At 35.9% G+C, this 24602-nt stretch carries 24 protein-coding genes and 2 other annotated features; all 24 genes read right to left on the reverse strand.

The window, feature by feature from the left end:
• Positions 1-4 precede the first annotated feature (4 nt).
• The 24 genes from SH601_RS11215 to SH601_RS11330 all read right to left on the reverse strand — a co-directional run bounded on the left by SH601_RS11215 (position 5) and on the right by SH601_RS11330 (position 24395).
• The gene (locus tag SH601_RS11215) at positions 5-517 is read right to left on the reverse strand and encodes a Spo0B domain-containing protein (RefSeq protein WP_319958399.1); all 513 of its coding nucleotides are present in this window, start codon (positions 515-517) and stop codon (positions 5-7) included.
• 251 nt (positions 518-768) lie between these two features.
• On the reverse strand, positions 769-1047 hold the full coding sequence (gene rpmA, locus SH601_RS11220; protein ID WP_319958400.1) for a 50S ribosomal protein L27: 279 nt from the start codon (positions 1045-1047) through the stop codon (positions 769-771).
• Positions 1048-1061: 14 nt separating this feature from the next.
• A complete protein-coding gene (locus SH601_RS11225) occupies positions 1062-1394 on the reverse strand; it encodes a ribosomal-processing cysteine protease Prp (RefSeq protein WP_319958401.1) in 333 nt (110 codons plus the stop codon).
• A 12-nt stretch (positions 1395-1406) separates the two neighbouring features.
• Positions 1407-1715 (reverse strand): 50S ribosomal protein L21, encoded by a 309-nt coding sequence (rplU, locus tag SH601_RS11230; RefSeq protein WP_319958402.1) that lies wholly within the window; start codon positions 1713-1715, stop codon positions 1407-1409.
• Positions 1716-1729: 14 nt separating this feature from the next.
• Positions 1730-1804, reverse strand: a sequence feature (ribosomal protein L21 leader region).
• 35 nt (positions 1805-1839) lie between these two features.
• Positions 1840-3219 carry a ribonuclease E/G gene (locus SH601_RS11235; protein ID WP_319958403.1) on the reverse strand — a complete coding sequence of 460 codons (1380 nt, stop codon included), beginning with the start codon at positions 3217-3219 and terminating at the stop codon, positions 1840-1842.
• 40 nt (positions 3220-3259) lie between these two features.
• Positions 3260-4162, reverse strand: a complete 903-nt coding sequence (locus SH601_RS11240; protein WP_319958404.1) for a site-2 protease family protein — start codon at positions 4160-4162, stop codon at positions 3260-3262.
• The gene (locus SH601_RS11245) at positions 4149-4928 is read right to left on the reverse strand and encodes a M23 family metallopeptidase (protein ID WP_319958405.1); all 780 of its coding nucleotides are present in this window, start codon (positions 4926-4928) and stop codon (positions 4149-4151) included. Before SH601_RS11245 ends, SH601_RS11240 begins: the two co-directional genes overlap by 14 nt.
• A 307-nt stretch (positions 4929-5235) precedes the next feature.
• Positions 5236-6615 (reverse strand): MBL fold metallo-hydrolase, encoded by a 1380-nt coding sequence (locus SH601_RS11250; protein WP_319958406.1) that lies wholly within the window; start codon positions 6613-6615, stop codon positions 5236-5238.
• Positions 6616-6700: 85 nt separating this feature from the next.
• A complete protein-coding gene (locus SH601_RS11255) occupies positions 6701-8035 on the reverse strand; it encodes an ABC transporter substrate-binding protein (RefSeq protein ID WP_319958407.1) in 1335 nt (444 codons plus the stop codon).
• Between the two features lie 84 nt (positions 8036-8119).
• On the reverse strand, positions 8120-8941 hold the full coding sequence (locus SH601_RS11260; protein ID WP_319958408.1) for a carbohydrate ABC transporter permease: 822 nt from the start codon (positions 8939-8941) through the stop codon (positions 8120-8122).
• Positions 8942-8955: 14 nt separating this feature from the next.
• Entirely contained in the window at positions 8956-9849 is an 894-nt protein-coding gene (locus SH601_RS11265) for a carbohydrate ABC transporter permease (RefSeq protein WP_319958409.1), read from the reverse strand.
• Positions 9815-10915 (reverse strand): ABC transporter ATP-binding protein, encoded by a 1101-nt coding sequence (locus SH601_RS11270; RefSeq protein ID WP_319958410.1) that lies wholly within the window; start codon positions 10913-10915, stop codon positions 9815-9817. Before SH601_RS11270 ends, SH601_RS11265 begins: the two co-directional genes overlap by 35 nt.
• Positions 10916-11209: 294 nt before the next feature.
• Positions 11210-11449 (reverse strand): HAD family hydrolase, encoded by a 240-nt coding sequence (locus SH601_RS11275; protein WP_319958579.1) that lies wholly within the window; start codon positions 11447-11449, stop codon positions 11210-11212.
• Between the two features lie 55 nt (positions 11450-11504).
• Complete coding sequence (gene minD / locus SH601_RS11280; protein ID WP_319958411.1) at positions 11505-12302, reverse strand: septum site-determining protein MinD; 798 nt, start codon at positions 12300-12302, stop codon at positions 11505-11507.
• Positions 12295-12978: a septum site-determining protein MinC gene (gene minC, locus SH601_RS11285; protein ID WP_319958412.1), complete on the reverse strand. Its 684-nt coding sequence runs from the start codon at positions 12976-12978 to the stop codon at positions 12295-12297. Before minC ends, minD begins: the two co-directional genes overlap by 8 nt.
• 37 nt (positions 12979-13015) lie before the next feature.
• A complete protein-coding gene (gene mreD, locus SH601_RS11290) occupies positions 13016-13555 on the reverse strand; it encodes a rod shape-determining protein MreD (protein WP_319958413.1) in 540 nt (179 codons plus the stop codon).
• Positions 13552-14502 (reverse strand): rod shape-determining protein MreC, encoded by a 951-nt coding sequence (mreC, locus tag SH601_RS11295; RefSeq protein WP_319958414.1) that lies wholly within the window; start codon positions 14500-14502, stop codon positions 13552-13554. Before mreC ends, mreD begins: the two co-directional genes overlap by 4 nt.
• Before the next feature lie 12 nt (positions 14503-14514).
• Complete coding sequence (locus tag SH601_RS11300; RefSeq protein WP_319958415.1) at positions 14515-15555, reverse strand: rod shape-determining protein; 1041 nt, start codon at positions 15553-15555, stop codon at positions 14515-14517.
• 191 nt (positions 15556-15746) lie between these two features.
• On the reverse strand, positions 15747-16436 hold the full coding sequence (gene radC / locus SH601_RS11305) for a RadC family protein (protein WP_319958416.1): 690 nt from the start codon (positions 16434-16436) through the stop codon (positions 15747-15749).
• Positions 16437-16641: 205 nt separating this feature from the next.
• Entirely contained in the window at positions 16642-17520 is an 879-nt protein-coding gene (locus SH601_RS11310) for an SPOR domain-containing protein (protein ID WP_319958417.1), read from the reverse strand.
• A 123-nt stretch (positions 17521-17643) separates the two neighbouring features.
• Entirely contained in the window at positions 17644-18411 is a 768-nt protein-coding gene (locus SH601_RS11315; RefSeq protein ID WP_319958418.1) for a prepilin peptidase, read from the reverse strand.
• Positions 18412-18575: 164 nt separating this feature from the next.
• Entirely contained in the window at positions 18576-19835 is a 1260-nt protein-coding gene (locus tag SH601_RS11320; protein ID WP_319958419.1) for a bifunctional folylpolyglutamate synthase/dihydrofolate synthase, read from the reverse strand.
• Between the two features lie 62 nt (positions 19836-19897).
• Complete coding sequence (locus SH601_RS11325) at positions 19898-22549, reverse strand: valine--tRNA ligase (RefSeq protein ID WP_319958420.1); 2652 nt, start codon at positions 22547-22549, stop codon at positions 19898-19900.
• A gap of 128 nt (positions 22550-22677) precedes the next feature.
• Positions 22678-22910: a binding site (T-box leader), on the reverse strand.
• Between the two features lie 270 nt (positions 22911-23180).
• The gene (locus SH601_RS11330) at positions 23181-24395 is read right to left on the reverse strand and encodes an NAD(P)/FAD-dependent oxidoreductase (RefSeq protein ID WP_319958421.1); all 1215 of its coding nucleotides are present in this window, start codon (positions 24393-24395) and stop codon (positions 23181-23183) included.
• Positions 24396-24602 lie beyond the last annotated feature (207 nt).

Here is a 24602-nt window from a genome sequence, read left to right on the forward strand (position 1 = left end):
TTCGTTATTCTTGCCACTCTATTTGCAACAGATCTTCTGTCGACACGTTGTTCACAAAAGATAATTCCTCTAATTTTTGTTTCAATGCTTCCATATCAGTCCAATTCAAACCGAATGTTAAGGTAATATGAATAGTATGGTTCACTTCTTTAAAAATAAGCGTACCAGCATATTCTTCATATTCCTTCTGATAGGAAGGTAATATGTGAAAAATATTTTGTACTTTTACAAGTAATTCATCATCATCAATAATAGCTATTGGTGTATCCACCTTTGATTGGAATTGTAACTTGAATGTCTCTGATCTCCAATTTAGCTGATATAACCAAACCATTGTTTTCGGTATATTTAACCGTTCTAGGCCTCTTTCTTGATCAGACCTTTCTATAACACCGTTGATCTTTTGTTCTATTTTATCTAACTTCCCCATTTGTGCATAGCCTAAAATAAGCTGCAGATCATTTAACCAATCATGTCGGTAATGACGCAACATTTCGACTACATCCTGTTCTTTCAACACGTTCACCCCTCACACATTAAGCAAATTATAGCATAGAAATATCTAATATTCACCCATAAGTCGATATATATTTAAAACAGACAACTATCGTCAACCAATGACTACCTTCTTTTTCATTAGATGGTTACTACTAAACCTAGCATATGGAATTAATCCAATCAAATTTTCAAAAGGTTACTTGATAGTTATGTATGTTAGGTCAAAATAAAAGGCTCTAACCTTAATAGATTAGAGCCTTTTTTATTTCCTTATGCAGGATATACACTTACTTTTTTGCGATCGCGTCCTAAGCGTTCGAATCTAACGACACCATCTGCTTTAGCATATAGTGTGTCATCTCCACCACGGCCAACGTTTTCACCTGGATAAACTTTTGTACCGCGTTGACGATAAAGGATTGAACCACTTGAAACGACTTGACCGTCCGCACGTTTAGCACCTAAACGTTTAGACTCAGAGTCACGACCGTTCTTCGTACTACCTACACCTTTTTTCGATGCGAAAAACTGTAAATCTAGACGTAGCATGTTGTTGCACCTCCTTATTTTTCAGAGATGGATATATATTGACCATAGTCCCGCTCAACGGTTTGCAGAGAAACTAACATACCTTCCAATAGTAATGAAGCTTTGTTTAAAAGCTGATCATCTAATGAATCAGGTAGGGTGACTCTCAAATAACCACCTTCATCACCGGCTTGGTCAATCTCCAAATCAATATCACATAATGCAAACACTGCATTGACAGAACCAAAAGAAATTCCAGAAACTGCGGCACAAACTAAGTCCTGCCCAGCCGGACCACTTTCAGCATGCCCTGTCAGTGTAAATGATTTAATATACGAACCTTCACGTTCAATAATTACGTTTATCATACCACCAAAACCTTACGCATTGATTTTTTCAATAGTAAGTTTTGTGTATGGTTGACGGTGACCTTGTTTACGTGAATAGTTTTTCTTAGGTTTGTACTTGAATACATTGATTTTCTTTTGACGACCTTGCTTTTCTGCTTTCGCAGTTACAGAAGCTCCGTCAACGTATGGAGTACCAAATTTAGCATCTTCTCCACCTACTGCAAGTACTTTATCAAAAGTTACAGACTCACCAGCTTCTACAGCTAGTTTCTCTACAAAAATTGATTGACCTTCTTCAACTTTCACTTGTTTTCCACCAGTTTCAATAATAGCGTACATTCTCTGCACCTCCTCATATAACTCAGACTCGCCATACAGGTAGCTTTTATCAAGCATTAAAAACCTGTTCTGCGCGGTTGTAGCAACAGGTGCTACATAAACAACAAAACGATATTATCATATATTAGAGTATCTTGTCAATGACTATTCCCTGATTATCTTGTATATATTCGTCAATTAATTGCTTACTTCCAGATCGAATAATGTCATAAGAAGTCATCGATTTATCTGTGTATACATATACCTCATTATATAAATAAGACTTCAAATGTACGATTAATTCGGCTTTGATAAAAGAGAGAAGATCTGGATGAATTGCTAAGAGTAGTGCTTCTGTATTACTATTCCAGCTAATCAATTCTCGTTCCAATTGATATCCAAGCGTTTCCATCGATAATACTGGTTGTATGTTAGCCGCTCTATCCGTTAAAAGCTGTTGCAAAGTAGCTTTCTCTCTTTTTCTTGTCATTTCCAACAAACCAAGCTTTGTAAAACCAAATACTTCAGTCCGTACCGGATCTTCTCGTAGCATTTTTTTCATATAATCGACGATCGTTACTTCGTCTTTTTTCGGCATCTTTAAAAAATCAATAACGATAATTCCAGAAATGTTACGTTTTCTAATTTCCTCTATGCAATATTGCACAGCTCGCTGATTAATTTGAAATACGGTGTGTTGTTTATTTTGGCGACTAGTAAATTTACTACTGTCAATATCAATAACTGTTAAAGCCTCTGTTTGCTCGACTGTTAGCATAATGCCATCTTCTTTCCGAACAACTGGATGAAGGGAGTCTGTTAACCAATTATTAATATTTTTACCTGCAATAACATTCGCATCTTTTCTCTGCCTCATTACATTTGCTAAATGAGGGTATTTCTTCTTCATTCGCTCTAACACAGACCGATTATCAAAGGTGATATCTTGAAAACTCTCTTTTTGGTATTGATTCAGCATTTGATCAGGGATTAACGGCGAACTAAAAAGTAAGTGTGGACGTTTCTGTTCATTTGCACTACTTTTTAATTGTTGCCACAAATTTCTTGCTTCGGTTAGATCCTTTATTATCTCTTCTTGAGAGCTATCTGTAATTCCAGTTCGTAAAATAGCTCCTTCATCTGATGCTAACTTCTCCGCCAAAAAAGTTTTCCATTCTCTTGCTACATTCTCTGGTATTTTTTTTGACGTAGCAATATAACCACCATTAGGTAAATAAATAAGATGTTCTCCTGGTATCGTAATATTTGCAGTAAGGCGTGGTCCTTTATCTTGATAAGGCTCCTTGATAACCTGTACGAAGACCGTTGCACCATCTGTTAAATATGAAGCAAGTTTGGCATCCTTATTAATGAATGGCACTTCATTCTTCGGTAAAAAACCAACCTTATCCAATCCAATATCAATAAACGCAGCTTCTATCGTTTCATCTACATTACGGACTTTTCCTTTATAAATCGCACCTATACGAGCATCTGCTGTAGGCCTATCCACAAAAATATCCATACAACGTTTGCTCTCGAACAAAAGACCGATTTTTTCTGAACTATTTGTACAAAAGTGTAATTTTTTCATATTTTTCTTTTTTTCCTCTTTCTCTCGTAAGAAGTTGTTCCAAGCTAGCTTGAATATCCTTTTCCTCAAAAAAATTTGTTAAACAATCTTGTTCCGACAGCCAATAATAAGTACCAAATTGGTCATATACCTTAATCCAATAATATGTATCCCTTTTAAACTTACGGAACAATTCTACTAAACGAACCGTTGACGGTACTTCTAATTCCATATATTTTCTCTGTTTGCTAGTGTAACTATGCCTACTCCACAAAAATTGCCACCATCGCATATACCGTTGTTTCCATTCTAATCTATTTTCCCACATTAAAAAAATCATAAGCAATACCATGCTGAGAGATAATATCCCTTTATCATATAAATAAATACTTAAGAAAACAATTGTAAAAAATGATATCCCGATCATAAGCTTGTGTGCTGTTTGAAAGGAAAAGAAGGTATCTAGACTCAATTGCACTAATTTCCCTCCATCAAGTGGCCATATTGGAAGCAGGTTACCAATTAGAATGAATGTATTATATTGATAAGCGATCAGCAATATCGATTCTGGCAATACATGAAGAACTCCTAGTATATAAATAACAAGATAGATAAGAATATGTTGGCAAGGCCCTGCTATCGTAACGAAAAACTCTTCACGTATGGATCTTGAGCCATATTCCTCTGTTTCCATCACTCCACCGAAAACCCACAAAAAAATGCGCCGTATTCGCCATTTAAAAAGGCGTGCGCACATATAATGACCTAATTCATGAATTAGTACAATCAAAAATATAATCAAAAATTCAATAAACATACCTGTTATCACTGCAACAAATAAGAAAAAAAAGAAAATAGGGTGAAAATGAATGGGTGGCAACTTAAGATTGTTCATCAACTTGAATCACCCTAATTGGATCTAAAAATGTACGGTTTTTTTCAATAGCAAAATACATCGATTCATTACTATCTGATGGTTCATATGTTCCAATTTCCTGGTTTGCCTGAATAGATTGATAAGAATGCACATCAAGATTCGATAAATGACCATAAATTGACTTGCTGCGATCAGCATGTTGAATAACAACTGTTTTTCCTGTTTCTCGGTCATTCCCTGCGAACAGTACAGTCCCTGCTTGTACCGCGACAACGGATGTTTCTTGTTCTGCGGAGATCAAAATACCTTCTCCATTTTCTTGGAAGGTTTGATTAACATGTCCAGAAACGGGTAATGCAACTTGTTCTACACTATCCGAATTAGTTAAATTAGCTTCCAAAGCGAACGGCGCGCCAAATTGTGCTAGATACCATGAATGAACAGTTGCAAACGGAAACTCCTCTGTCATTGCATAGTGAATCCAGTTGCGAGGCTGCTCCAATGATGTCTGATTGGAATTCACCGAGAACACCGTAACAAAAAATACACCTGCAGCGATTAATGATTTCATAAGAAATGGTTTAAAATAAGCTTGTTCACGTTTATTCGAAACTTCACTATAAGTTGGTGAATAATAGCCATGACGTTCCTCATCTTCCATGTGCGCTTGTTTTACATGATGATTATTATCCATCTTTACAACTTGAGGTGTTGTCTTCCTTTTTTGTGAGGCTTTTCTTTTCGTAATATTTTGACGTATTTGAGACAAATTATTTTTTTTCATGGCATCCATTCCTTTTTTCCAATGTTTGTACAATATATGTGGACAACCATAAAAATATGAAAAAAGTTACATAACTACACTTACGAAGTCTAAAAATGAACCTCTCACGTTGGCTAAGCTTTCTTCCGTTCTATTGATGATGAGTGCTGGCAAATCACTCCCCGTCAAAAAGAAAAGGTGAGGACATTTCACGGAGTATGCAACATAGAGCAATGTTTACTATTTTTTAGACTCAGTATGATTAATAATCGAACAGGTGATGTATGCTCGTGTTGGTTCGCATATATCACCTGTTCGTATTGGATTTCTATTCTTCTATTTCTTTTAATTGTTTCTCTTCAAATTGATACCACGTTTTTTTCTTTGGTAAAAATACGGCTTGTTTTGCTGAAGTTGGTTTGATTAATTCTGGATAATGGCTATGCCATGGAATCAGTAGTTCTGGGTTAATACGGTCAACCCACTCGAGAACATCTTCCGGATATGCGTGACCACTAATATTAAATGATTGGTAACGGATGTCTAAGTGCTCAAGCAAATTTAACAACACTTGGTATTCTGGATCAAAAGCACCTAATGGCATACCATTCGCATGTATGTAGATACTATTATCAAACACGTAATCTAATAGTTTAATACTATTGCCGAAACTATTTTGCACAATATACTTTGTCGGTTTTTCATTTATCTCCTCAGAAGTGACAAAGCGATATTTATTTTGTAGCGCATATAGGTTTTGCTCCTTTAGCTTCATCGCATCATCATCAAGAATCGCAAAATCAACATGATTAATTAATTGATCTGCAATATGCGCCGTTTCCAGTTCCAATACTATTGTTCTACCAGCATCTTGAGCACCATTAATAAAATGATTGATTCGGTCGATATTACGATGATAAAGATTAAAGAAAGCTAACCCATTGGTATCAAGCAATTGCGATGTCAATGCTTGGGCAAATTCTTGTTCATCATGAACCACTGCTCTCTTTTCTGTTGACGCTTCTACTTGCTCCGGCCTAAATGTCGTTCCTTCAATCAAAAGAAGATCCACATCTACGTCATCCATCTTACGTAACAAATTCATGTTCCATTGCGGATTTTGACCATGCATTCGAAAATCACCAGAGTATAAGACGGTCAAATCAGGTGTTTCTACTAACATTGCCATAGCACCATATGCATCATGGTCTGTTTGATAAGGCGTAACGCGAATCTCCCCTATCTGTACCTGATTTTCATAAGCAATCGCTTCAACTTTTCTCTTTCTCATCAATCCTTCTCCAACATCATCTAGTACATCATACAACTGTTTGCTTTGTTTGGACATCAACACAGGAATTTCCGGTGCAATCGTATCAATCGCACCCATATGATCTAAGTGCATATGAGATATAAATACTGCCGTTTGATAAACAGAATCTTCATATGGCAGTGGTCGCTCATCACTTTGGATATATTTCAATCTATCGCGACGGTACAGCCCATCTATCCTAGGAATGGCATCTAATCTTAGTAAATCCGAAACATATTTTGCTTGTCGGTTTGTCACACGATTAACAAAGGAGGTGGCTGGATTATAAACCAATCCAAAATCAAAAATCACCCGATCATTCCCATAACGAATTTCTGCGATATTTCCTCCTATCGTTCGTAATCCACTCCAAAAACATATTTTGGTTTCACTCATTTTGTTTCCCCCTGATGATTTTGATTGTAACGTTCGTTATGAAAAGGACAGGGAGCTATTCCCTTCCCTGTCCTTTGTTTATGTCTTATTGCAATGCTTCGTTTGCACGCTCTTCCGCGTCTTGTAATCCTTCTTCAATAGATTTTTCATCTAATAAAATTAAATCGAATTCTTCAAGAACAATATTTCTTACCGTACTCGCTCCTTCAATTCGTGCATCGAAAAAGCCTGCATCAAACTGTGCTGGACCTGCTTTATAAGCTTCATTTTCATCCACAAATGCTTGATATTCACTAGTCTCTTGTGCTGAATAACGTACCGGTAAATAACCAGATTCCATGGACCAAACTGCTGTAACCTCTGGGCTAGTTAAAAATTTCATAAATTTCCAAGCTGCTTCTTTTTCAGCATCTTCAGATTGATCAAACATGACAATATCATTACCTGCAAACGTAGTAGCTGCTTCACCATCTGTACTAGGAAAAGTAGTTGTACTCCATTCAATATTTCCTTCAGCAGCAGATGCAACGTGTGGAATACCAGCAGATGAACCAATATACATCGCTACATCACCACGACCAAATGGATTGGACATATAATCATCCTCACCTGCAGTTCTTGCAATACCTTCATCAATCATATCTTTGATTACTTTCATTGCTTCTACACCTTCATCAGAAGCAAATTCTGCTTTTTCTGTGTCTTCATCAATAAATGTTCCACCTAGCTGTTTTAAGATAGCTTGAAACTCAGATTCATATGAATTTTCAAAGCCCATTCCGACAACGTCACCTTCTGTTACTGTTTCCGCAATGTTACGAATATCTGCCCATGTTTCAGGAACGTCTAAATCGTACTCAGCTAACATATCTTTATTATAGAAAAGAACACGTGTACTTTTACTGAATGGTAAACTATAGTATGTACCATCCCATGTACTAGATTCACGAAAAACCTCTACATAATCATTTAACTCTTCATCAGATAATCCAATTTCTTCATCATCGATAAACTCATTTAAAGGCGTAATAAATTCATTAGCAAAATACTTAGGAATAGTTGTTGTGACAGATTGTGCTATTGTTGGCAATGTTTTTGCTTTAGCAGAAGCCATAATTTTTTGCTCTAAATCATCATATCCACCTTGGTTAACTGGTTTCACTGTAATGTTTGCATGTTCTTCATTAAATTGGTCAACAAATCCATTAATCGCTTCTTCATGTGGTCCACTCATCGCATGCCAAAATTCAATTTCAACAGGAGCTGACGAATCATCTGTATCTGTCGCTTCATTTGTATTTTCTGTTTTTTCTTCGCCAGTACTTCCACTTGCCTCATTTTCTGAGTCTTCTCCACCACACGCTGCCAATAATAACATCATGATTAGAGCAGCAATACTTAATAAAACAGATTTTTTCATGTTTAATCCCCCTAATATTTTGTGAAATTTAAAAACTACACCACTTTTTATCGAGTAAAGTGCAATCACCTCCTCAAGTTATCGTTAACCTTTCAAACCTGAACGTGCTACACCTGCAACCACATACTTTTGCAAAATAAAAAAGAGAATAATCATCGGTAATACGACCATCGTTGAGGCAGCCATTAGTAATTCATATTTAACACCTGCTTCCGTCGTAAATGCAGATAAGCCAACAGGCAATGTTCTTAATTCTTGTGTATTCGTTACAATTAACGGCCACAGGAATGCATTCCAGCTATTAATAACTTTCAATAATGCAACCGTAATAAGTGCTGGTTTCGCTAGTGGCGTCATTACATACCACAAAAATTTAAATTCACTACAGCCGTCCACTTTAGCAGCATAAGATAATTCTTTCGGTATTCCTAAAAAATATTGACGAAGTAGAAAGATAGCGAAAACACTAGCAACCCATGGCACAACTAACGCTTTATAAGAATCTATCCATCCCAAATTAGATAACGTAACAAAATTGGGAATGAGTAATACTTCCGAAGGAACCATCATTGTTCCTAACAACACAGCAAAAACAACATTCTTCCCGAAAAATTGAATACGAGAAAAGGCATAAGCAGCTAAAATAGTCGTTAACAATTCTCCAATTGTACTCAAAATGGTGACAATGACACTATTAAGAAAATAGCGGTCAAACGGCGCTACTTTAAGTGCTTCTGCAAAGTTACTAAACTTCCACTCAGACGGTATCCATGCAGGCGGCATGGACATTACCTCATTTGATGCTTTTAAAGATGTACTTATCATCCAAACAAAAGGTAAGAGCATCAATATCGCTCCAGCTGACAGCACTATATATATCGTTGATTTCGATAATGCAGATTTCATATTTGTCTTACCTCCTACTGATAGTGAACAAATTTCTTACCAAAGCTTAACTGTATCAACGTGAAAATAAATACGATAATAAACAGAACAAATGCAGCCGCAGATGCTAATCCAAACTCCCATTCTTCGTAGAATTTTTGATAAACATAATAGACAACAGTTAATGTACTGTTTGCCGGACCTGGTTTCCCGTTAAATAATGCAAATATTTCATCAAATACTTTAAATGTATTAATAATAGAAATAATAGAGATGAAAAACAGTGTTGGTGATAACAACGGTACCGTTACATTCATGAACCGGCTCCATGACGAGGCACCGTCTACTTTGGCTGCTAAATAATACTGTTGATTAATATTTTGCAAGCCAGCTAAGAAAATAATGATATTAAAGCCAAGCCCTTTCCAAACACTCAAAATAATTAAAGCAAGCATCGAATAGTTTGGATCTGTTAACCATTGAATGGCATCCATACCGAATAGACCGAGAAAGTAATTGAGCAAACCATAATCAGAGTGGAAAATCCAACTCCATACAATTGCAACTGCTACAACAGAAGTTACGAACGGTAAAAAGTATATCGTTCGAAAAAAACCGAGTAGCTTTATTTTGCTATTTAATAGAATAGCAATAAACAATGATAGAATGATGGAAATGGGTACTACACCTAATACGAAAAGGAACGTATTTCCAACAGATTTCAAAAAGTTCGCGTCTTGGAACAATGTAACAAAGTTGCCAAAGCCACGTTCAAATACAACATCATTGTAAAAATCATAATCTGTATAAAAAGCCATAAAAAATGACTTAATGATCGGATAAATGTTAAAAACAATTAAAATAACTAAAGCTGGCGCCAAATATAGTAATGCTTTAAGCGTGCTTTTCCATGTTGGTTTGATCGTCATGACAGTCTCCTCCTCCAAGTCGTACACCTGTCTCTGGATGGAAGTAATGAATACACTCCTCCTCAATACCTAAATGACAGTAATCACCTATATTAATCTGTAAACTAGGATCTATTAATGCCCTTAATGTTTCTCCAGCAATTTCTACCTTAATTAATGTATCGCGTCCGATTGTTTCTATATGTATTACCTTTCCTGTACATATCGCTTCAGCTTCATCTGATATATATAGATTTTCTGGTCTCAAACCTATCTGAACCTTGTCTTCCTCTATTACATTTGGTAAACGAAAAGGAGCAAGCTCATTTAACAAATACTTATCATTACCGCTTTTAGCTAATGTAACGAAATTAATTGGTGGGTTACCTAAAAAACCTGCAGCAAATTGATTAACAGGTGTCTTATACATTTCTTGTGGTGGACTATCTTGTTGCAATACACCTTTATTCATCAACATAACTCTGTCTGAAATACTCAAGGCTTCCTCTTGATCATGCGTGACAAATATGGCTGTTATACCTATTTCTTGCTGAATGCGACGAATTTCTTCTCGCATTTCCAAACGTAATTTGGCATCTAAATTCGATAGTGGCTCATCTAATAACAACAACTTCGGCTTTTTCACTAGTGCTCGAGCAATCGCAACACGTTGTTGCTGACCACCTGATAATTGTGCTGGTTTACGATCAACTAAATGACCGATTTGTACGAGTTCTGCCATTTCTTGTGCTAATTTTTTCGATTCTTTCTTTGGTACTTTTTGCATTCGTAAAGGAAACATAATGTTCTTTAGCACAGACAAATGCGGGTATAGTGCATAATTTTGAAAGACCATTCCTATCTCTCTATTTTCCGCTTCTAATTTTGTTACATCTTTATCACCAAAATAAATCTTGCCGCTTGTCGGCTTATATAAACCAGCTAATAACATTAAAGTAGTACTTTTTCCACACCCACTCGGCCCTAACAAGGAAACTAGTTCCCCATCACGGATAGTAGTGGATAATTTATTTACTGCTTTAATATCATTAAATTGCATCGTTAATTTATTTAAATGTATCTCCATTCTGTTTTCCCCCTACAAACATCTTGTCCTCTTTCGACTTTTTCATCATAACAAGCTTTCATTAAGGGTATTTTAATTTAATGTAAAACAAACCTTTACAACATTGATTTTTCGTAAACAACATGGTATGTTATAATCTTGGACTTATGTATTTTTTTATCACGGTGTAAACAGACGCTAACTCCCTGATAAGTTTCGCTAACAATCAGCGGAGTCAAAAACTCCCACTGATTGAAATCTCACTTTATGAAGCCAAAATAGAAAACGAGCTTTTGCCCGTTTTTCATTTAATAATTAATCACTTATTTTTTCTATTATCTCTTCCAATATCACCGCTACTCCATCCTGATCATTACTTAGCGTTAATGCGCTAGCAGCTTGTTTAGCTTCTTTCACTACGTTACATGTTGCATATGTTTGAGGAAAAGCTCCGAGCATCGATAAATCATTGAAATCATTTCTAAACACTGTGATTTCATTCTTTTTCCAACCAAAATGTTCTAATATAATGGAAAGAGCGTAGTCTTTGCGTATATTTTAGAGCCATAAAAAAAGATGACTCCTATTTAAAAGAGCCATCTCGATACACTTATTTTTTTAAACCGAATACTTTTTTAACTTTATCCATAAAAGTAATTTTTTCATCTAAGGATACCAAAGGCACTGATTCACCTAAAATCCTTCTAGATATATTACGATAAGCAATCGATGCTTTTGTATTTGGTTGAAAAGCAACCGGTTCACCGTGATTAGATGCCTTAATCACGTCATCGTCATCTGCTACAATACCTAATAAATCAATGGATAATACTTGTACAATTTCATCTACATCTAACATATCACCATTCTGCACCATATGGTTACGAATACGATTGACAATTAAATGTGGAGGTTCCATATCTTCTTGCTCTAATAAACCAATAATGCGGTCTGCATCTCGTACACTTGATTTCTCAGGTGTTGTAACAACGATCGATTTATCTGCTCCCGCGACTGCATTTCGATATCCTTGTTCGATACCAGCCGGACAATCAATAAGTATGTAATCATAATCCGGTTTTAATTCTTCGATAATTCTATACATTCCTTCTGGAGTTAGCGCTGACTTGTCACTTGTTTGCGCTGCAGGTAATAAATATAAACAATCGAATCTTTTATCTTTAATGAGAGCTTGTGATATCTTACAACGATTTTCTACTACGTCAACAATATCATAAATAATTCGATTCTCTAATCCCATGACAACATCTAAATTTCTTAAACCAATATCTGTATCTATTAAACATACTTTCTTATCTAGTAATGCTAAAGAAGTTCCTAGATTTGCTGTAGTAGTCGTTTTCCCGACACCACCTTTACCAGAAGTAATAACAATCGCTTCACCCATTCTTAACTCTCCTTTCAAAAGCATTTAAGTCTCTTCGCGATCGTGCCAACGTACTGATACGATCCATGACTATTTGTCCCGCTTTTTCATCGATAAAACCACATTCCATAGGAGCACCTCCAGCATCAGCATCCGGTGATCTACTAATTACTTCTGCTATACGTAATTGACTCGGTGCCATATGTGCAGCAGCAATCACCGCATCTGTTTTACCTTTCACACCTGCATGTGCAATACCTCTTAAATTACCAAGAACAAAAATATTACCAGTCGCTACAATTTTCCCACCAGGATTTACGTCACCTATCAATAAAAGGTCACCATTTACCTCTAACACTTGTCCTGAACGAACGACTTTGTTATGTAAGTTGACGTCTGTCTCTTCTTTCCATCGTAACGCTTCTTCCTTTAATATAACGTTTGAGGTAATTTTATCGACAACTAACTTATTATGTTTTCGAATGACTTCTCGCAAGATTTGTTCTTGTTCATTTGTTATATAACGGTTACCTAATTCAATTCTAACCGTAATCAACGGCTCATCTGTTGCCAAATGCTTAGTCGAGAGAATTTCTTCTACTTCTACTAACAATTCATTCCACGAGCATTCATCATTCATAAAGAGGGTTAGCCCATCTCTTGTTCCCTTTATTGTAACCCATTTGTTTGATGCCACTTCTATTCAACCCCTTAAAACATTCGATAAAACATTATCAATCCTGTCGTTCAAATTTTATATAGGACCACTTTGCCAATCTCTTCGCAAAGATTAGATATAGAACTAAACCAATGATAACATTCCAAATAGTTGTTGGTATTAAGCGCTCATACAAATACATACTCCAACTATCTTCATGTACTTGAATAATATTATATAGGAAAAAACTGAAAATGTCTGTAGCAATTACTCCAAAAGCAGTCATAATAAAAGCAATTAGGAAATTTGCTTGCAATACTTTCATCAGTCCTCTAATTGCATACAATATGACAGTATAGATAAACAGATATACGCCAAGGATGTCTGTGTATACTACATCAATAATTAAACTAAATACTACCGATAGTATGATGGCATAATAAGTAGTATCCTTCTCAAAAAACATCGTCACATAGATAAGAAACATAAAAAGAAAGTGAGAAACAATTACCCATTCATCATTTATAAAAGGAAGTCTCGTATTAGCAACAACGCCCTCGATAATTACTAACAAGAAACAGATAAAAGCAATAAGAAAAGGGATCATCCGTTTCATGATTCACTCTCCTCTTGCTCTTTTTGTCTCTCTGCTTCCTCTTTAGCCTTCGCCTCTTCCTCTGCTTTAGCTTTCGCTTCTGCTTCTGCTATTTCATCATTAGTTGTTGCAGCCCGATTAAGGACAATAACATGATTTAAATGCTCAAAATCTGCAGAGGGTTGAACGTGTGCAATATTTGTTAATTCATATCGATCAGACTCAATATCAACGATTTCGCCAATTTCTAGACCTTTAGGGAAAACCCCACCTAATCCTGATGAAAAGACATGTTGACCTTCCTCAATATCTTGATCATTACTATTCATTTCTAGCATTAACAATTCTGTTTCCTCATCATATCCAACAATAAAACCAGAACTATCTGTTTCAGATCCGTTATTATAGACGTTCACTGATATTCGGTTCGTTCGGTCAAAACCGTTTAGCAATAGAACCGTCGAGGTAAAAGGAGAGGTTGTTTGCACTTTACCAATCATACCCTTCCCAGTGATAACGGACATATTAGGCTTGATACCGTCTTGTTCTCCCTTATTAATCGTAATTTGCTTAAACCATTGATCTTTACTTCTAGCTATGACAGATGCTTGAATCGATTGAAATTTGGTTAAAAAATCAGAATCTGTTTTATCTAAGACTTCTTTTAATTCATTCATTTCCTTAGCTAGTTCTTGATTTTCATATTCTAATTGTCGTATTTCATCAATACTTTCTTTTAGTTGTTGATTTTCTCTGTATACATTTCGAATGTCTTTAATGTTGTTAGTAAAGTTAGTCGTGAAAGTGACAGGTTTATTAAGTAATTGTTGCACCCATCCTACACTATCATGTACAAAATCTTCAACCATTGTTAATTTCGTTCGATCTTTTAATGAAAAACCGATTAATCCAACAACAATAATTAAAGAAATCATTAATATGAACAGCCTTCTTTTTTTATAAAACATTATAACACCTTCTTAATCTGATAAGCGCTGCACTCCAACGTTTGGTTGAGATTTGAAATGTTCGATATATTCTAGTGATTTTCCAGTTCCGATCGCAACACTATCTAATGGTTGATCTGCTACAAATACTGGCATTTTTGTCTCATCACTAATTACTTCATCCAAATCTTTTAAAAGTGCACCTCCACCTGATAATACAATGCCACGATCCATAATATCGGCAGAAAGCTCAGGCGGCGTATGTTCTAGAGTATTTTTAACCGATTCGACAATAGCGTCTACAGTGTCTTTTAATGCAGATGCAATTTCAGCACCTGTGACCGTAATAGTCTTAGGTAGACCTGTTAATAGATCACGTCCGCGGATATCCATTTCTTCATTTTCTGAAGATGTCTTCGCTGATCCGATATCCAATTTTAACGCTTCAGCAGTACGTTCACCGATCATCAAATTATAAGTCTTCTTCACATATTGAATAATAGCTTCATCCATATCATCACCAGCAGTACGAATCGATCTACTTGTTACAATACCACCAAGCGAAACAACAGCCACCTCTGTAGTACCGCCTCCGATATCTACAATCATACTACCTGTCGGTTCCCAAACAGGTAACCCTGCACCAATGGCAGCGGCAAACGGCTCTGCAATCGGAAATGCTTCTTTTGCTCCTGCTTGCTTCGTTGCATCAAGTACCGCTCTTTCTTCTACCATTGTAATGCCAGAAGGCACACATACCATGACATTTGGCTTTTTAGCAAAGCTTGATCTATTTTTTTGAGCTAATCGAATGTAATATTTCATCATTGCAGCAGTAGTATCATAATCTGCAATAACTCCATCTTTCATAGGACGAATAACTTGAATATTTCCTGGAGTACGACCGATCATATTTCTCGCATCACTACCTACCGCCTCAATATCACCTGTTGTTTTATTCATCGCTACAACGGATGGTTCACGCACAACAATTCCTTTATTCTTGATAAATACTAATGTATTTGCTGTACCTAAATCAATCCCTAAATCTTGTGATAGTTTAAAAATTCCCACGCTTGTTCTTCCTCTCAACCTTTTTATACTAATTCGTTACTTCCATATTTTATGCTTTAATCAGCTTTCAATCAAGAAATTATATATTTCTTTCATAACAATAAACGCCTTTATACAAACTAAATTGTATAAGGCGCTAAAGAAAGCTTGTATATTCTATTATACTTAACTTTATCCAAAATAGATAGTATTTATAAGTATCCTTTTTCTTTTAATGAGATAAATGTGTGATCCCCAATAATTAAATGGTCCAAAAGTTCGATACCTACCAACTTCCCACTCTCAACCAACCGTTTCGTCACATGAATATCTTCTTGAGATGGAGAAGGGTCCCCAGATGGATGATTATGCACACAAATGATTGAAGCAGCAGCTCGTTTAATAGCTTCGCGGAATACTTCACGAGGATGAACGATTGAGGCATTAAGACTCCCAATGAAAGTCGTATGACGATGAACTACTTGATTCTTTGTATTTAAAAACAGTGTGACGAAATGTTCTTGTTTTAAACTTCGCATCTCTTCCATGACATAATTCGCACCATCTTCTGGACTCCTAATCACATACCTCTCCGTTTCCTTGAATTGATGAATTCGTTTACCAAATTCAACAGCAGCAAGAATATTTACCCCTTTGACTTGACCAATTCCCTTAATCTCCATCAGTTCTTCAATAGTAACATCCTTTAATAGTTTTAACCCTTCAAAATGTTGTAACACCTTTTCTGCTAATTGATGAACATTTTCTCGTTTTATACCAGTTCCGAGTAAAATAGCTAGTAATTCTTGATTAGATAAATATTCTGAACCATGCTCCAACAATCGTTCTCTAGGCCTATCTTGCTTTGGTAATTCTTTCATTTTAATCGTTTGGATATCCATTGATTGCTACAAACCCTTTCACTACATTTTTTTATAACGGTGCCAAACGTCTGTCATACACAAGTCTCACTTTATTGTAGCCACTTAATTAAACAGCAGCAAATCAATATTTCACACTTTTGAATCATAAAAATAGAACAAGTTATCTATTTTTATGATTCAAAAACAGATAACTTGTTTCAGTTTATACAGTAAAAACAGGAAATTATTCAACTGATAGACGATCATAGTTATACAACACCTGTAATACTAATACTTGAGCGCTTTGCTCTTCATTTTGTGCTTGTAATGATTCTAGTATTGATACTATTTGTTCAACTAGTGCTGATGGATTAGTTGGTTTATCTTCTAATAAGCGATTCATTTCTCCTTCGTCTATATTACCCTCTATCATTTGCTCTAGCGAAGATTCTAGCAGTTGAACCCATTCACTTTCTCCCTCTTCAAGTGCAGCAGATTCTGCATTCACATCCCATGGTTTACCACTATACATATCATCGCTATCTGAAATAAACTTTTCCGTAAAATCTTTAGAAGCTTCCTGACTAGACGTCAAACTAACATAAACATGATAACTGTCATCCCTTTGCCAAACCATTCCATCAATGTTTTCTTCTTTTAATTCCGCAACTAATTGCTCTGCAGCCGATTCAGAAGAAAATACTCCAGCTTGCGTTACATAAAAATGATATTCTTTCCCTTGATAATTTTCTTCTTTTGTCTCTACTTGTTCACTTGATACAGAAGCAGCCTGATTATTTATTGTACTGCTACTATCAAAAGCTACTTCTTCAGGGTCAATATTAATAAACATTCTTAACATAATAACACCTAAGAATGAACCAATCACAATCGCTGTCACACCGGAAATCAGTAGTGGTTTATATTTAGACCAAAACGAACCGTTCTTATTGTTATTACCTGGTGTGTAATTGCGCCGGTATACATGTTGGTCATCTATGACAGGATGATGATTTTCTCTAATATAATCTTCCAGACTAGACTCTCTTCTTTCTGGTTCTGATGAAGATGAGGAGGTTTTATCCTGATTAATCCGTACAGAAATAGGCTTTTTATTATCCACTGTCATCCCTCGTTTCCTATCTTTACTATCACTCTATCATATCTATTACGAAATGTAAGACGACTTTTGTCAGCTCTATGAAAAAAGCTTTCATCAAATACTGACAATACCGACAGAAAACGATTATCTATTTACAAAAAAGAACATATCCACATACAGACTAAGTAAATAATCCCCCCACAAAAAGGTAATAATAGCACCTAAAACAATTGCTGGTCCAAATGGTATCATTTTTTTCCCCTTAGTTCGATATATAAACAGGTAGAAACTACTAAACAATAAACCTAACAATGTGGCTAAAAATAAACAAAGTAATATATGTGGAAACCCTAATAAAATCCCCAACACACTGAGTAATTTCATATCGCCAGCTCCCATTCCACCTTGACTCGCGAAGATAATGAGAGCAATAACACCATAGCCAACAACAGCCCCAATAATACTGAGCCACCACGGATCAACTGGATATATAATACGAAATACAATAAAAATAGGTAAGAAAAAAAGTAAAATGCGATTAGGAATGAGGAGGTAATGCAGATCCGTCACAACAATAATGGAGAATAGGCTAATTAAACTGCAAATAATCACTAAATCTAGCGAAAATCCCACTAACAAGTAACTTACGAAGAAACCTAATGCCGTCATTCCTTCTACTAATGGATATAAAAATGAGATGGTCACTTTACAATGACGGCATGTACCATTTTGTATGACGTAAGAAACAATCGGGATTAACTCAAACCATTTTAATGTTTGTTTACAACTTGGACATTGAGACCGTGTAGTAGAGAAAAAAGTTTGTTGAGGAATTCTAATACCCACCACATTATAGAATGAGCCCAAGACTAGACCTAATAGAAACAGGATACTACCATAAATAATAGTCATATTTATTTACTCCTTTGAGAAAATAGGAAGACAGGAAGGAAAATTAGAAGACTTATAAAAGATAAAGAGGAAAGCAAAGGTAGAGATGAGGCTAACTCTCTACCTTATTCCTATCATTTTTAGTATACATGCAGAATTTGTAAAAAACAATAATGAAATATTGGTTATTCGATATTTTTTACTAATCGTTTAGCATAATCAACAAAGTGCAGGGAACCTGTGATAACGAGAATATCCTCTGAGTGATTATTTACTAATACTTGTTGCAAGGCCTGTTCCGTATGTTCAATATATAAAACAGACATAGGAACGTCTGTTTTATCAAGTGCTCTCGGATGGTCAAAGGTAGTGATGGTAATCCTATTGGAAAGATGACTTAATTCATTTAACATCGGATGAATATCTTTATCACGAAAAGCACTAAATAAAATCTGTATGTTGCTATTATCAGCCTCAACCTTTATGGTCTCGACTAGCTTACGAATACTTTGCAAATTATGTGCACCATCAACGATTATTTTCGGATTCTCACTTATCCATTCCATCCGATTTGCTAATTTTGCTTGCGCAATACCTTGCAAAATCGCAGAACGCGAAATATTCCATCCATTTGCTCTTAATAATTGTAAAGCTTGAATAGCTAATGATGCATTAACCATTTGATGTCGACCTTTCATCGTCACGTTCACTCGATACGTTGTTTCATCATTATGCCACCTGAAAGTATCGATTCCTTCTTCATCGATCCAAAAATCTTTATTATAAAGATAAACTGGCGCTTTTTTTAACTCAGCTTCTTTATTCACTACTTGAAATGCATCCGCTTCTAGATCCCCTACTATAACAGGTGTGTTATCTTTTATAATTCCTGCTTTATGCGAGGCAATAGCTTCAATTGTATCTCCTAGAAACGCTGTATGATCAAACGCTACAGTCGTAATAATAGATAGAAGTGGTTCTACTCTATTTGTGACATCTTCTCTTCCACCCATACATGTTTCAATAACCGCAATATCCACTTGTTCCTTTAAATATAGCAAGGTGACAACCATTAAAATTTCATACTCAGAAGGAGCTTGGTCACAATCATCCATCTGTTCAATGATTGGCATTAGCTGATTGATAATCTGAATAAACTCGACTGGAGTAATGATTTTGTTATTTATAGCTATATGATCGAATATAGTTGGCAAACCTGGTGATTGGAATGTTCCTACCGTATATCCGCTTGCCATCAACGTCTCTTTTAAATATGTTAAAGTAGAACCTTTTCCATTTGTACCGGCTATATGGATCGTCGGTAATGATTTTTCAGGATGGTTTACTTTCTCTAACAAATAATCTAATCGACCTAAACCAGGCTTAATCCCTAATTTTCTCCTAGTTGCAAAGAAATCATCCAATCCTTGTTTAGATGTTATCATTTCCTCACATCCTTTCCATTATTGCTAAAAAGAGGCTGTCAGTGACAACCTCTTTTTCATCATTATTTTTTCAATTCTTGAATTCTTGCCTGTACTTTTTCTCGTTTTTCCATGTAGTCTTGTTGTTTTTCTTTTTCTGCTTCGACTACATGTGCCGGTGCTTTCGCGACAAAACCTTCATTAGCTAGTTTCTTCTCTACACGTTCTACTTCTTTATTTAACTTATCTAATTCACCTTGAAGACGATCTAATTCTTTATCAATATCAATTAACCCTTCTAATGGTAAGAAGATTTCTGCTCCTGTTACAACAGCAGACATTGCTTTATCTGGAACGGTAACATTTGTATCAATAGTCAATTCACTTGGATTACAGAAGCGATCTAAATAAACTTTATTTTCTTCTAATTGCTGCTTCACGTTATCATCGCTTGCTTGAATAATAATCGGAATCTCTTTCGACATCGGTGTGTCTACTTCAGCGCGAATGTTACGAACAGAGCGAATAATTGCTACAAATTGTTGCATAACATTTGATGCGTCATCATTTGATAACTGCTGATCAACCGTTGGCCAAGCAGCGCGTACGACAGAATCACCTTCATGTGGCAGCTGTTGCCAAATTTCTTCTGTTACGAACGGCATAAATGGATGTAGCATACGCATCGTATGGTCAAGTACATAAGCTAATACAGAGCGTGTCGTTATTTTAGCTTGTTCATCCTCACCGTACAGTGGTAATTTAGCCATTTCAATATACCAGTCACAGAAGTCATCCCAAATAAAGTTATATAAGTAACGACCAGCTTCACCAAAGTCATATTTATCAACATGGCGTGTAACTTGTTCAATTGTTTCATTCAATCTAGTTAGAATCCATTGATCTGCCACAGATTTCTTACCTGTCAAATCAATTTCTTCATATTTTAGGCCATCCATATTCATCAATGCGAAACGTGATGCATTCCAAATTTTGTTCACAAAATTCCAAGTAGATTCAATTTTATCCCACTGAAAGCGTAAGTCTTGACCAGGACTTGATCCTGTTGCAAGGAAGTAACGTAAGGAATCTGCCCCATATTTCTCAATTACTTCCATTGGATCAACACCATTACCAAGTGATTTACTCATTTTTCGACCTTCTGCATCACGAACTAATCCGTGAATCAATACATCTTTAAATGGACGCTCATCATTAAATTCTTTTGATTGGAAAATCATTCTAGATACCCAGAAGAAAATAATGTCATATCCCGTTACAAGCACATTGGTTGGGAAAAAGTGTTTAAATTCTTCATCCTCGGTATTTGGCCAATTTAATGTAGAGAATGGCCACAATGCAGAAGAGAACCATGTATCTAATACATCTTGATCTTGTTCCCAATTTTCACTATCTGCAGGTGCCTCTTTACCTACATACATTTCCCCTGTTTCTTTATGGTACCAAGCAGGAATTCGGTGACCCCACCATAGCTGTCGTGAAATACACCAGTCACGAATATTTTCCATCCATCTGAGGTATGTTTTTTCGAAACGTTCTGGTACGAAATGAACTTTCTCATCATCAGATTGTTGTTGTAATTCTACTGCTGCTTCTGCTAATGGCTTCATATCAACAAACCATTGCGTAGATAAATATGGTTCAACAACCGCACCACTTCGCTCAGAATGACCAACAGAATGCATATGGTCTTCAATTTCAAATAGAACACCTTGATCTTGAAGATCTTTTACAATTTGTTTACGACATTCGAAACGATCCATTCCTTCGTATTTACCCGCATTCTCGTTCATTGTACCGTCTTCGTTCATCACAAGAATACGTTCCAAGTTATGACGGTTACCTACTTCAAAGTCATTTGGATCATGTGCAGGCGTAATTTTCACTGCTCCTGAACCAAATTCCATATCTACATAGTCATCTGCTACAATATCAATTTCTCGACCGACAATTGGAAGTAATACTTTCTTACCAACTAAGTCTTTATATCTTTCATCATCAGGATGAACAGCTACCGCTGTATCACCGAGCATTGTTTCAGGTCTTGTTGTCGCAATTTTAATATGACCTGATCCATCAGCTAATGGATATTTCATATGATAGAACGAACCTTGCACATCTTGATAAATTACTTCAATATCTGATAAAGCTGTTTTCGTTGCAGGATCCCAGTTGATAATATACTCACCACGGTAAATCAGCCCTTTTTCATACAATGTAACGAATACTTCTTTAACCGCTTCAGATAACCCTTCATCTAGCGTAAATCGTTCACGCGAATAATCTAATCCTAATCCTAGTTTTGACCATTGCTCACGAATAAAGCTTGCATATTCTTCTTTCCAATCCCAAGCTTTTTCTAAAAATTTCTCTCTACCTAGATCGTAACGCGAAACACCTTCTTCACGTAATTTCGCTTCTACTTTCGCTTGTGTTGCAATTCCTGCATGGTCCATACCAGGTAGATAAAGAACATCATATCCTTGCATTCGTTTTACTCGTGTTATAATATCTTGCAACGTTGTATCCCATGCATGACCAATGTGCAATTTACCTGTAACATTTGGTGGTGGAATCACAATTGTGAATGGTTCTTTCTCTTTCGTTCGTTCTGCTTCAAAATATTTACCTTCTACCCATTTGTCATATCGACCAGCTTCTACTGCTGTCGGATCATATTTTGGCGGTAAGTTTACTTCATGTTGTTCTGCCATAAAAATTCCTCCTTATATAAAGCGTGACTTATCAGGAAATTAGCGTCCGTGATAAGTACATAAACTTTGACAACTAACTCATTAACCAAAATTCCCACAAAAAACAAAAAAATCCTTCTCATCCCTGAATAAAGGACGAAAAGAATTGATTTCCGCGGTGCCACCTTTGTTTATAAGTACTCCCTACTTATACACTTAGTTAGAAGATAACGGATTTCACCGGCATTTACCTACTTTATCTGTTCAGTAAAGCTGCATCAAAGGCTACCTTCCTTCATCTTTTTTCGAGAAAACCTTTCAGCCAATGGGTTCTCCTCTCTTTCGAACAGTATGAAGTACTCCTCCTCATCATCGCATCAGATCGTTAATGATTTATTATATGTTATTTTATCTAATTCGAAACAAAAAAGTCAAGCACAATCATTACTTCCGTTGTTTATGCCTCACAAAAATGGCTGATCTATCCATAAAAAAGAGGCCAACTATAGAAAGTTAGCCTCTCCCCTTTTAACGAAAATCTCGTTTATCTTCCATTTTTCTAGAAACTAGTACATAAGTAACTGTTGCTGCAACTGTAAGCATTGTATACAATAAAGTGTTTTTCATCTGACTTTCTCCTCCTTATGTTTAATTAGAATGGACGGAATTTACCTTTTTTCAACACAAGCGTTGGACCACCTAATAGGAACAGATAACGGTCATCAATTACATTTTTCATTACTTTCGCCTGCATACCATAAAGCTTATGACCTTCGAATACAGTACCCATTGCATCACCGCCACCTAATGAAGCAACTGTCCCTTTATCATCAAACTTAAACTCTTCTAATGTACCACCATAAATCATTGTTTTAATATTATGAGCACAAACATCTGATTCTTGAATCGCAATTTGTGCTGTTGGTGGATATGGTTTACCCGTTTCGTTATTCATCACCCATGCACAATCACCTAAAATGAAGACTCCTTCATTATCTGGCGCACGTAATGTTGCATCAACATTTACTTTCCCTTTTGTTAATTCAAAACCTGATTCTCCAACAATACGATTCGCTTGTACACCACCAGTCCATACAATGGTTCCTGCTTTGATTTCCTCTTCTTCATCGCCAACAATAACAGAATCAACTTTTACTTCTTTTATCATCGTACCAAGTTTAAATTCGATACCACGGTGCTCTAATGATTCTTTTGCATAACTAAGTAAGTCCTCGTTAAAACCTGGAAGAACAGTCGGCATCGCTTCAACATCAATAATCTTCACATCTTGACGTGGAATATCATATTTTTTACATAAAACAGGGATGCGTTCTGCTAATTCGCCTAAAAATTCAATTCCTGTGAAACCTGCGCCACCTACAACAATTGTTAACATACTTGGATCCGGATTTGGCTCGTTACGATAACGAGCAAACTGATACTCAATATGATCACGAATCATGCGACTTGAATCAACACTTTGAATAGAAAAAGTATGTTCTTCCATTCCAGGAATACCAAATGTCGCTTTTTCAAATCCTAATCCAATGACTAAGTAATCGTACTCTATTTCTCCATTTTCTAATTGAACGGTTTTATCATCTTTATTTATTTTTACTACTGTATCATGTATAAAATGGACACGTCGTGTATTAATTACATCCGAAATCATAATTCGGGAACGGTTGACATCAATAGTCCCTGCAGCCACCTCATGTAGCCATGTCGTCTGATAATGATAATTATGCTTATTAACTAATGTAATATCTACTTCCTCTGGAGCAAATTGCTGTGTTAATTTCTTCGTTGTCATCATTCCTGCATATCCTGCACCTAATACAACAATCTTTGGCTTACTTGCTGTCATCGAATCCTTCCCTTCGTGTAATAGATCACATTTTTACCTACAATAGTTTTAACATTATGAATTTTTATAATCCTTACATTTGTTGTCAGTATATCAAAAACGCCTATTTTCGTCTATTGTAAAAGGTTCTGTATTCGAACTATAATGTACGAATTAAACAGAGTAAAAAAAGATAACCAAAGCAACCACACTAAATGAACAAGTAGG

Origin of the sequence: Gracilibacillus pellucidus, from assembly GCF_033949965.1 — a bacterium.
Taxonomy (GTDB): Bacteria; Bacillota; Bacilli; order Bacillales; family Amphibacillaceae; genus Gracilibacillus; species Gracilibacillus pellucidus.

What these genes read in the sequence shown, in the direction of transcription:
- rpmA (WP_319958400.1), bottom strand. Translation starts at nt 1,047, where the DNA reads ATGCTACGTCTAGATTTACAGTTTTTCGCATCGAAAAAAGGTGTAGGT.
- SH601_RS11225 (WP_319958401.1), bottom strand. Translation starts at nt 1,394, where the DNA reads ATGATAAACGTAATTATTGAACGTGAAGGTTCGTATATTAAATCATTT.
- rplU (WP_319958402.1), bottom strand. Translation starts at nt 1,715, where the DNA reads ATGTACGCTATTATTGAAACTGGTGGAAAACAAGTGAAAGTTGAAGAA.
- SH601_RS11235 (WP_319958403.1), bottom strand. Translation starts at nt 3,219, where the DNA reads ATGGATATTTTTGTGGATAGGCCTACAGCAGATGCTCGTATAGGTGCG.
- SH601_RS11240 (WP_319958404.1), bottom strand. Translation starts at nt 4,162, where the DNA reads ATGAACAATCTTAAGTTGCCACCCATTCATTTTCACCCTATTTTCTTT.
- SH601_RS11245 (WP_319958405.1), bottom strand. Translation starts at nt 4,928, where the DNA reads ATGAAAAAAAATAATTTGTCTCAAATACGTCAAAATATTACGAAAAGA.
- SH601_RS11250 (WP_319958406.1), bottom strand. Translation starts at nt 6,615, where the DNA reads ATGAGTGAAACCAAAATATGTTTTTGGAGTGGATTACGAACGATAGGA.
- SH601_RS11255 (WP_319958407.1), bottom strand. Translation starts at nt 8,035, where the DNA reads ATGAAAAAATCTGTTTTATTAAGTATTGCTGCTCTAATCATGATGTTA.
- SH601_RS11260 (WP_319958408.1), bottom strand. Translation starts at nt 8,941, where the DNA reads ATGAAATCTGCATTATCGAAATCAACGATATATATAGTGCTGTCAGCT.
- SH601_RS11265 (WP_319958409.1), bottom strand. Translation starts at nt 9,849, where the DNA reads ATGACGATCAAACCAACATGGAAAAGCACGCTTAAAGCATTACTATAT.
- SH601_RS11270 (WP_319958410.1), bottom strand. Translation starts at nt 10,915, where the DNA reads ATGGAGATACATTTAAATAAATTAACGATGCAATTTAATGATATTAAA.
- minD (WP_319958411.1), bottom strand. Translation starts at nt 12,302, where the DNA reads ATGGGTGAAGCGATTGTTATTACTTCTGGTAAAGGTGGTGTCGGGAAA.
- mreD (WP_319958413.1), bottom strand. Translation starts at nt 13,555, where the DNA reads ATGAAACGGATGATCCCTTTTCTTATTGCTTTTATCTGTTTCTTGTTA.
- mreC (WP_319958414.1), bottom strand. Translation starts at nt 14,502, where the DNA reads ATGTTTTATAAAAAAAGAAGGCTGTTCATATTAATGATTTCTTTAATT.
- radC (WP_319958416.1), bottom strand. Translation starts at nt 16,436, where the DNA reads ATGGATATCCAAACGATTAAAATGAAAGAATTACCAAAGCAAGATAGG.
- SH601_RS11315 (WP_319958418.1), bottom strand. Translation starts at nt 18,411, where the DNA reads ATGACTATTATTTATGGTAGTATCCTGTTTCTATTAGGTCTAGTCTTG.
- SH601_RS11320 (WP_319958419.1), bottom strand. Translation starts at nt 19,835, where the DNA reads ATGATAACATCTAAACAAGGATTGGATGATTTCTTTGCAACTAGGAGA.
- SH601_RS11325 (WP_319958420.1), bottom strand. Translation starts at nt 22,549, where the DNA reads ATGGCAGAACAACATGAAGTAAACTTACCGCCAAAATATGATCCGACA.
- SH601_RS11330 (WP_319958421.1), bottom strand. Translation starts at nt 24,395, where the DNA reads ATGACAGCAAGTAAGCCAAAGATTGTTGTATTAGGTGCAGGATATGCA.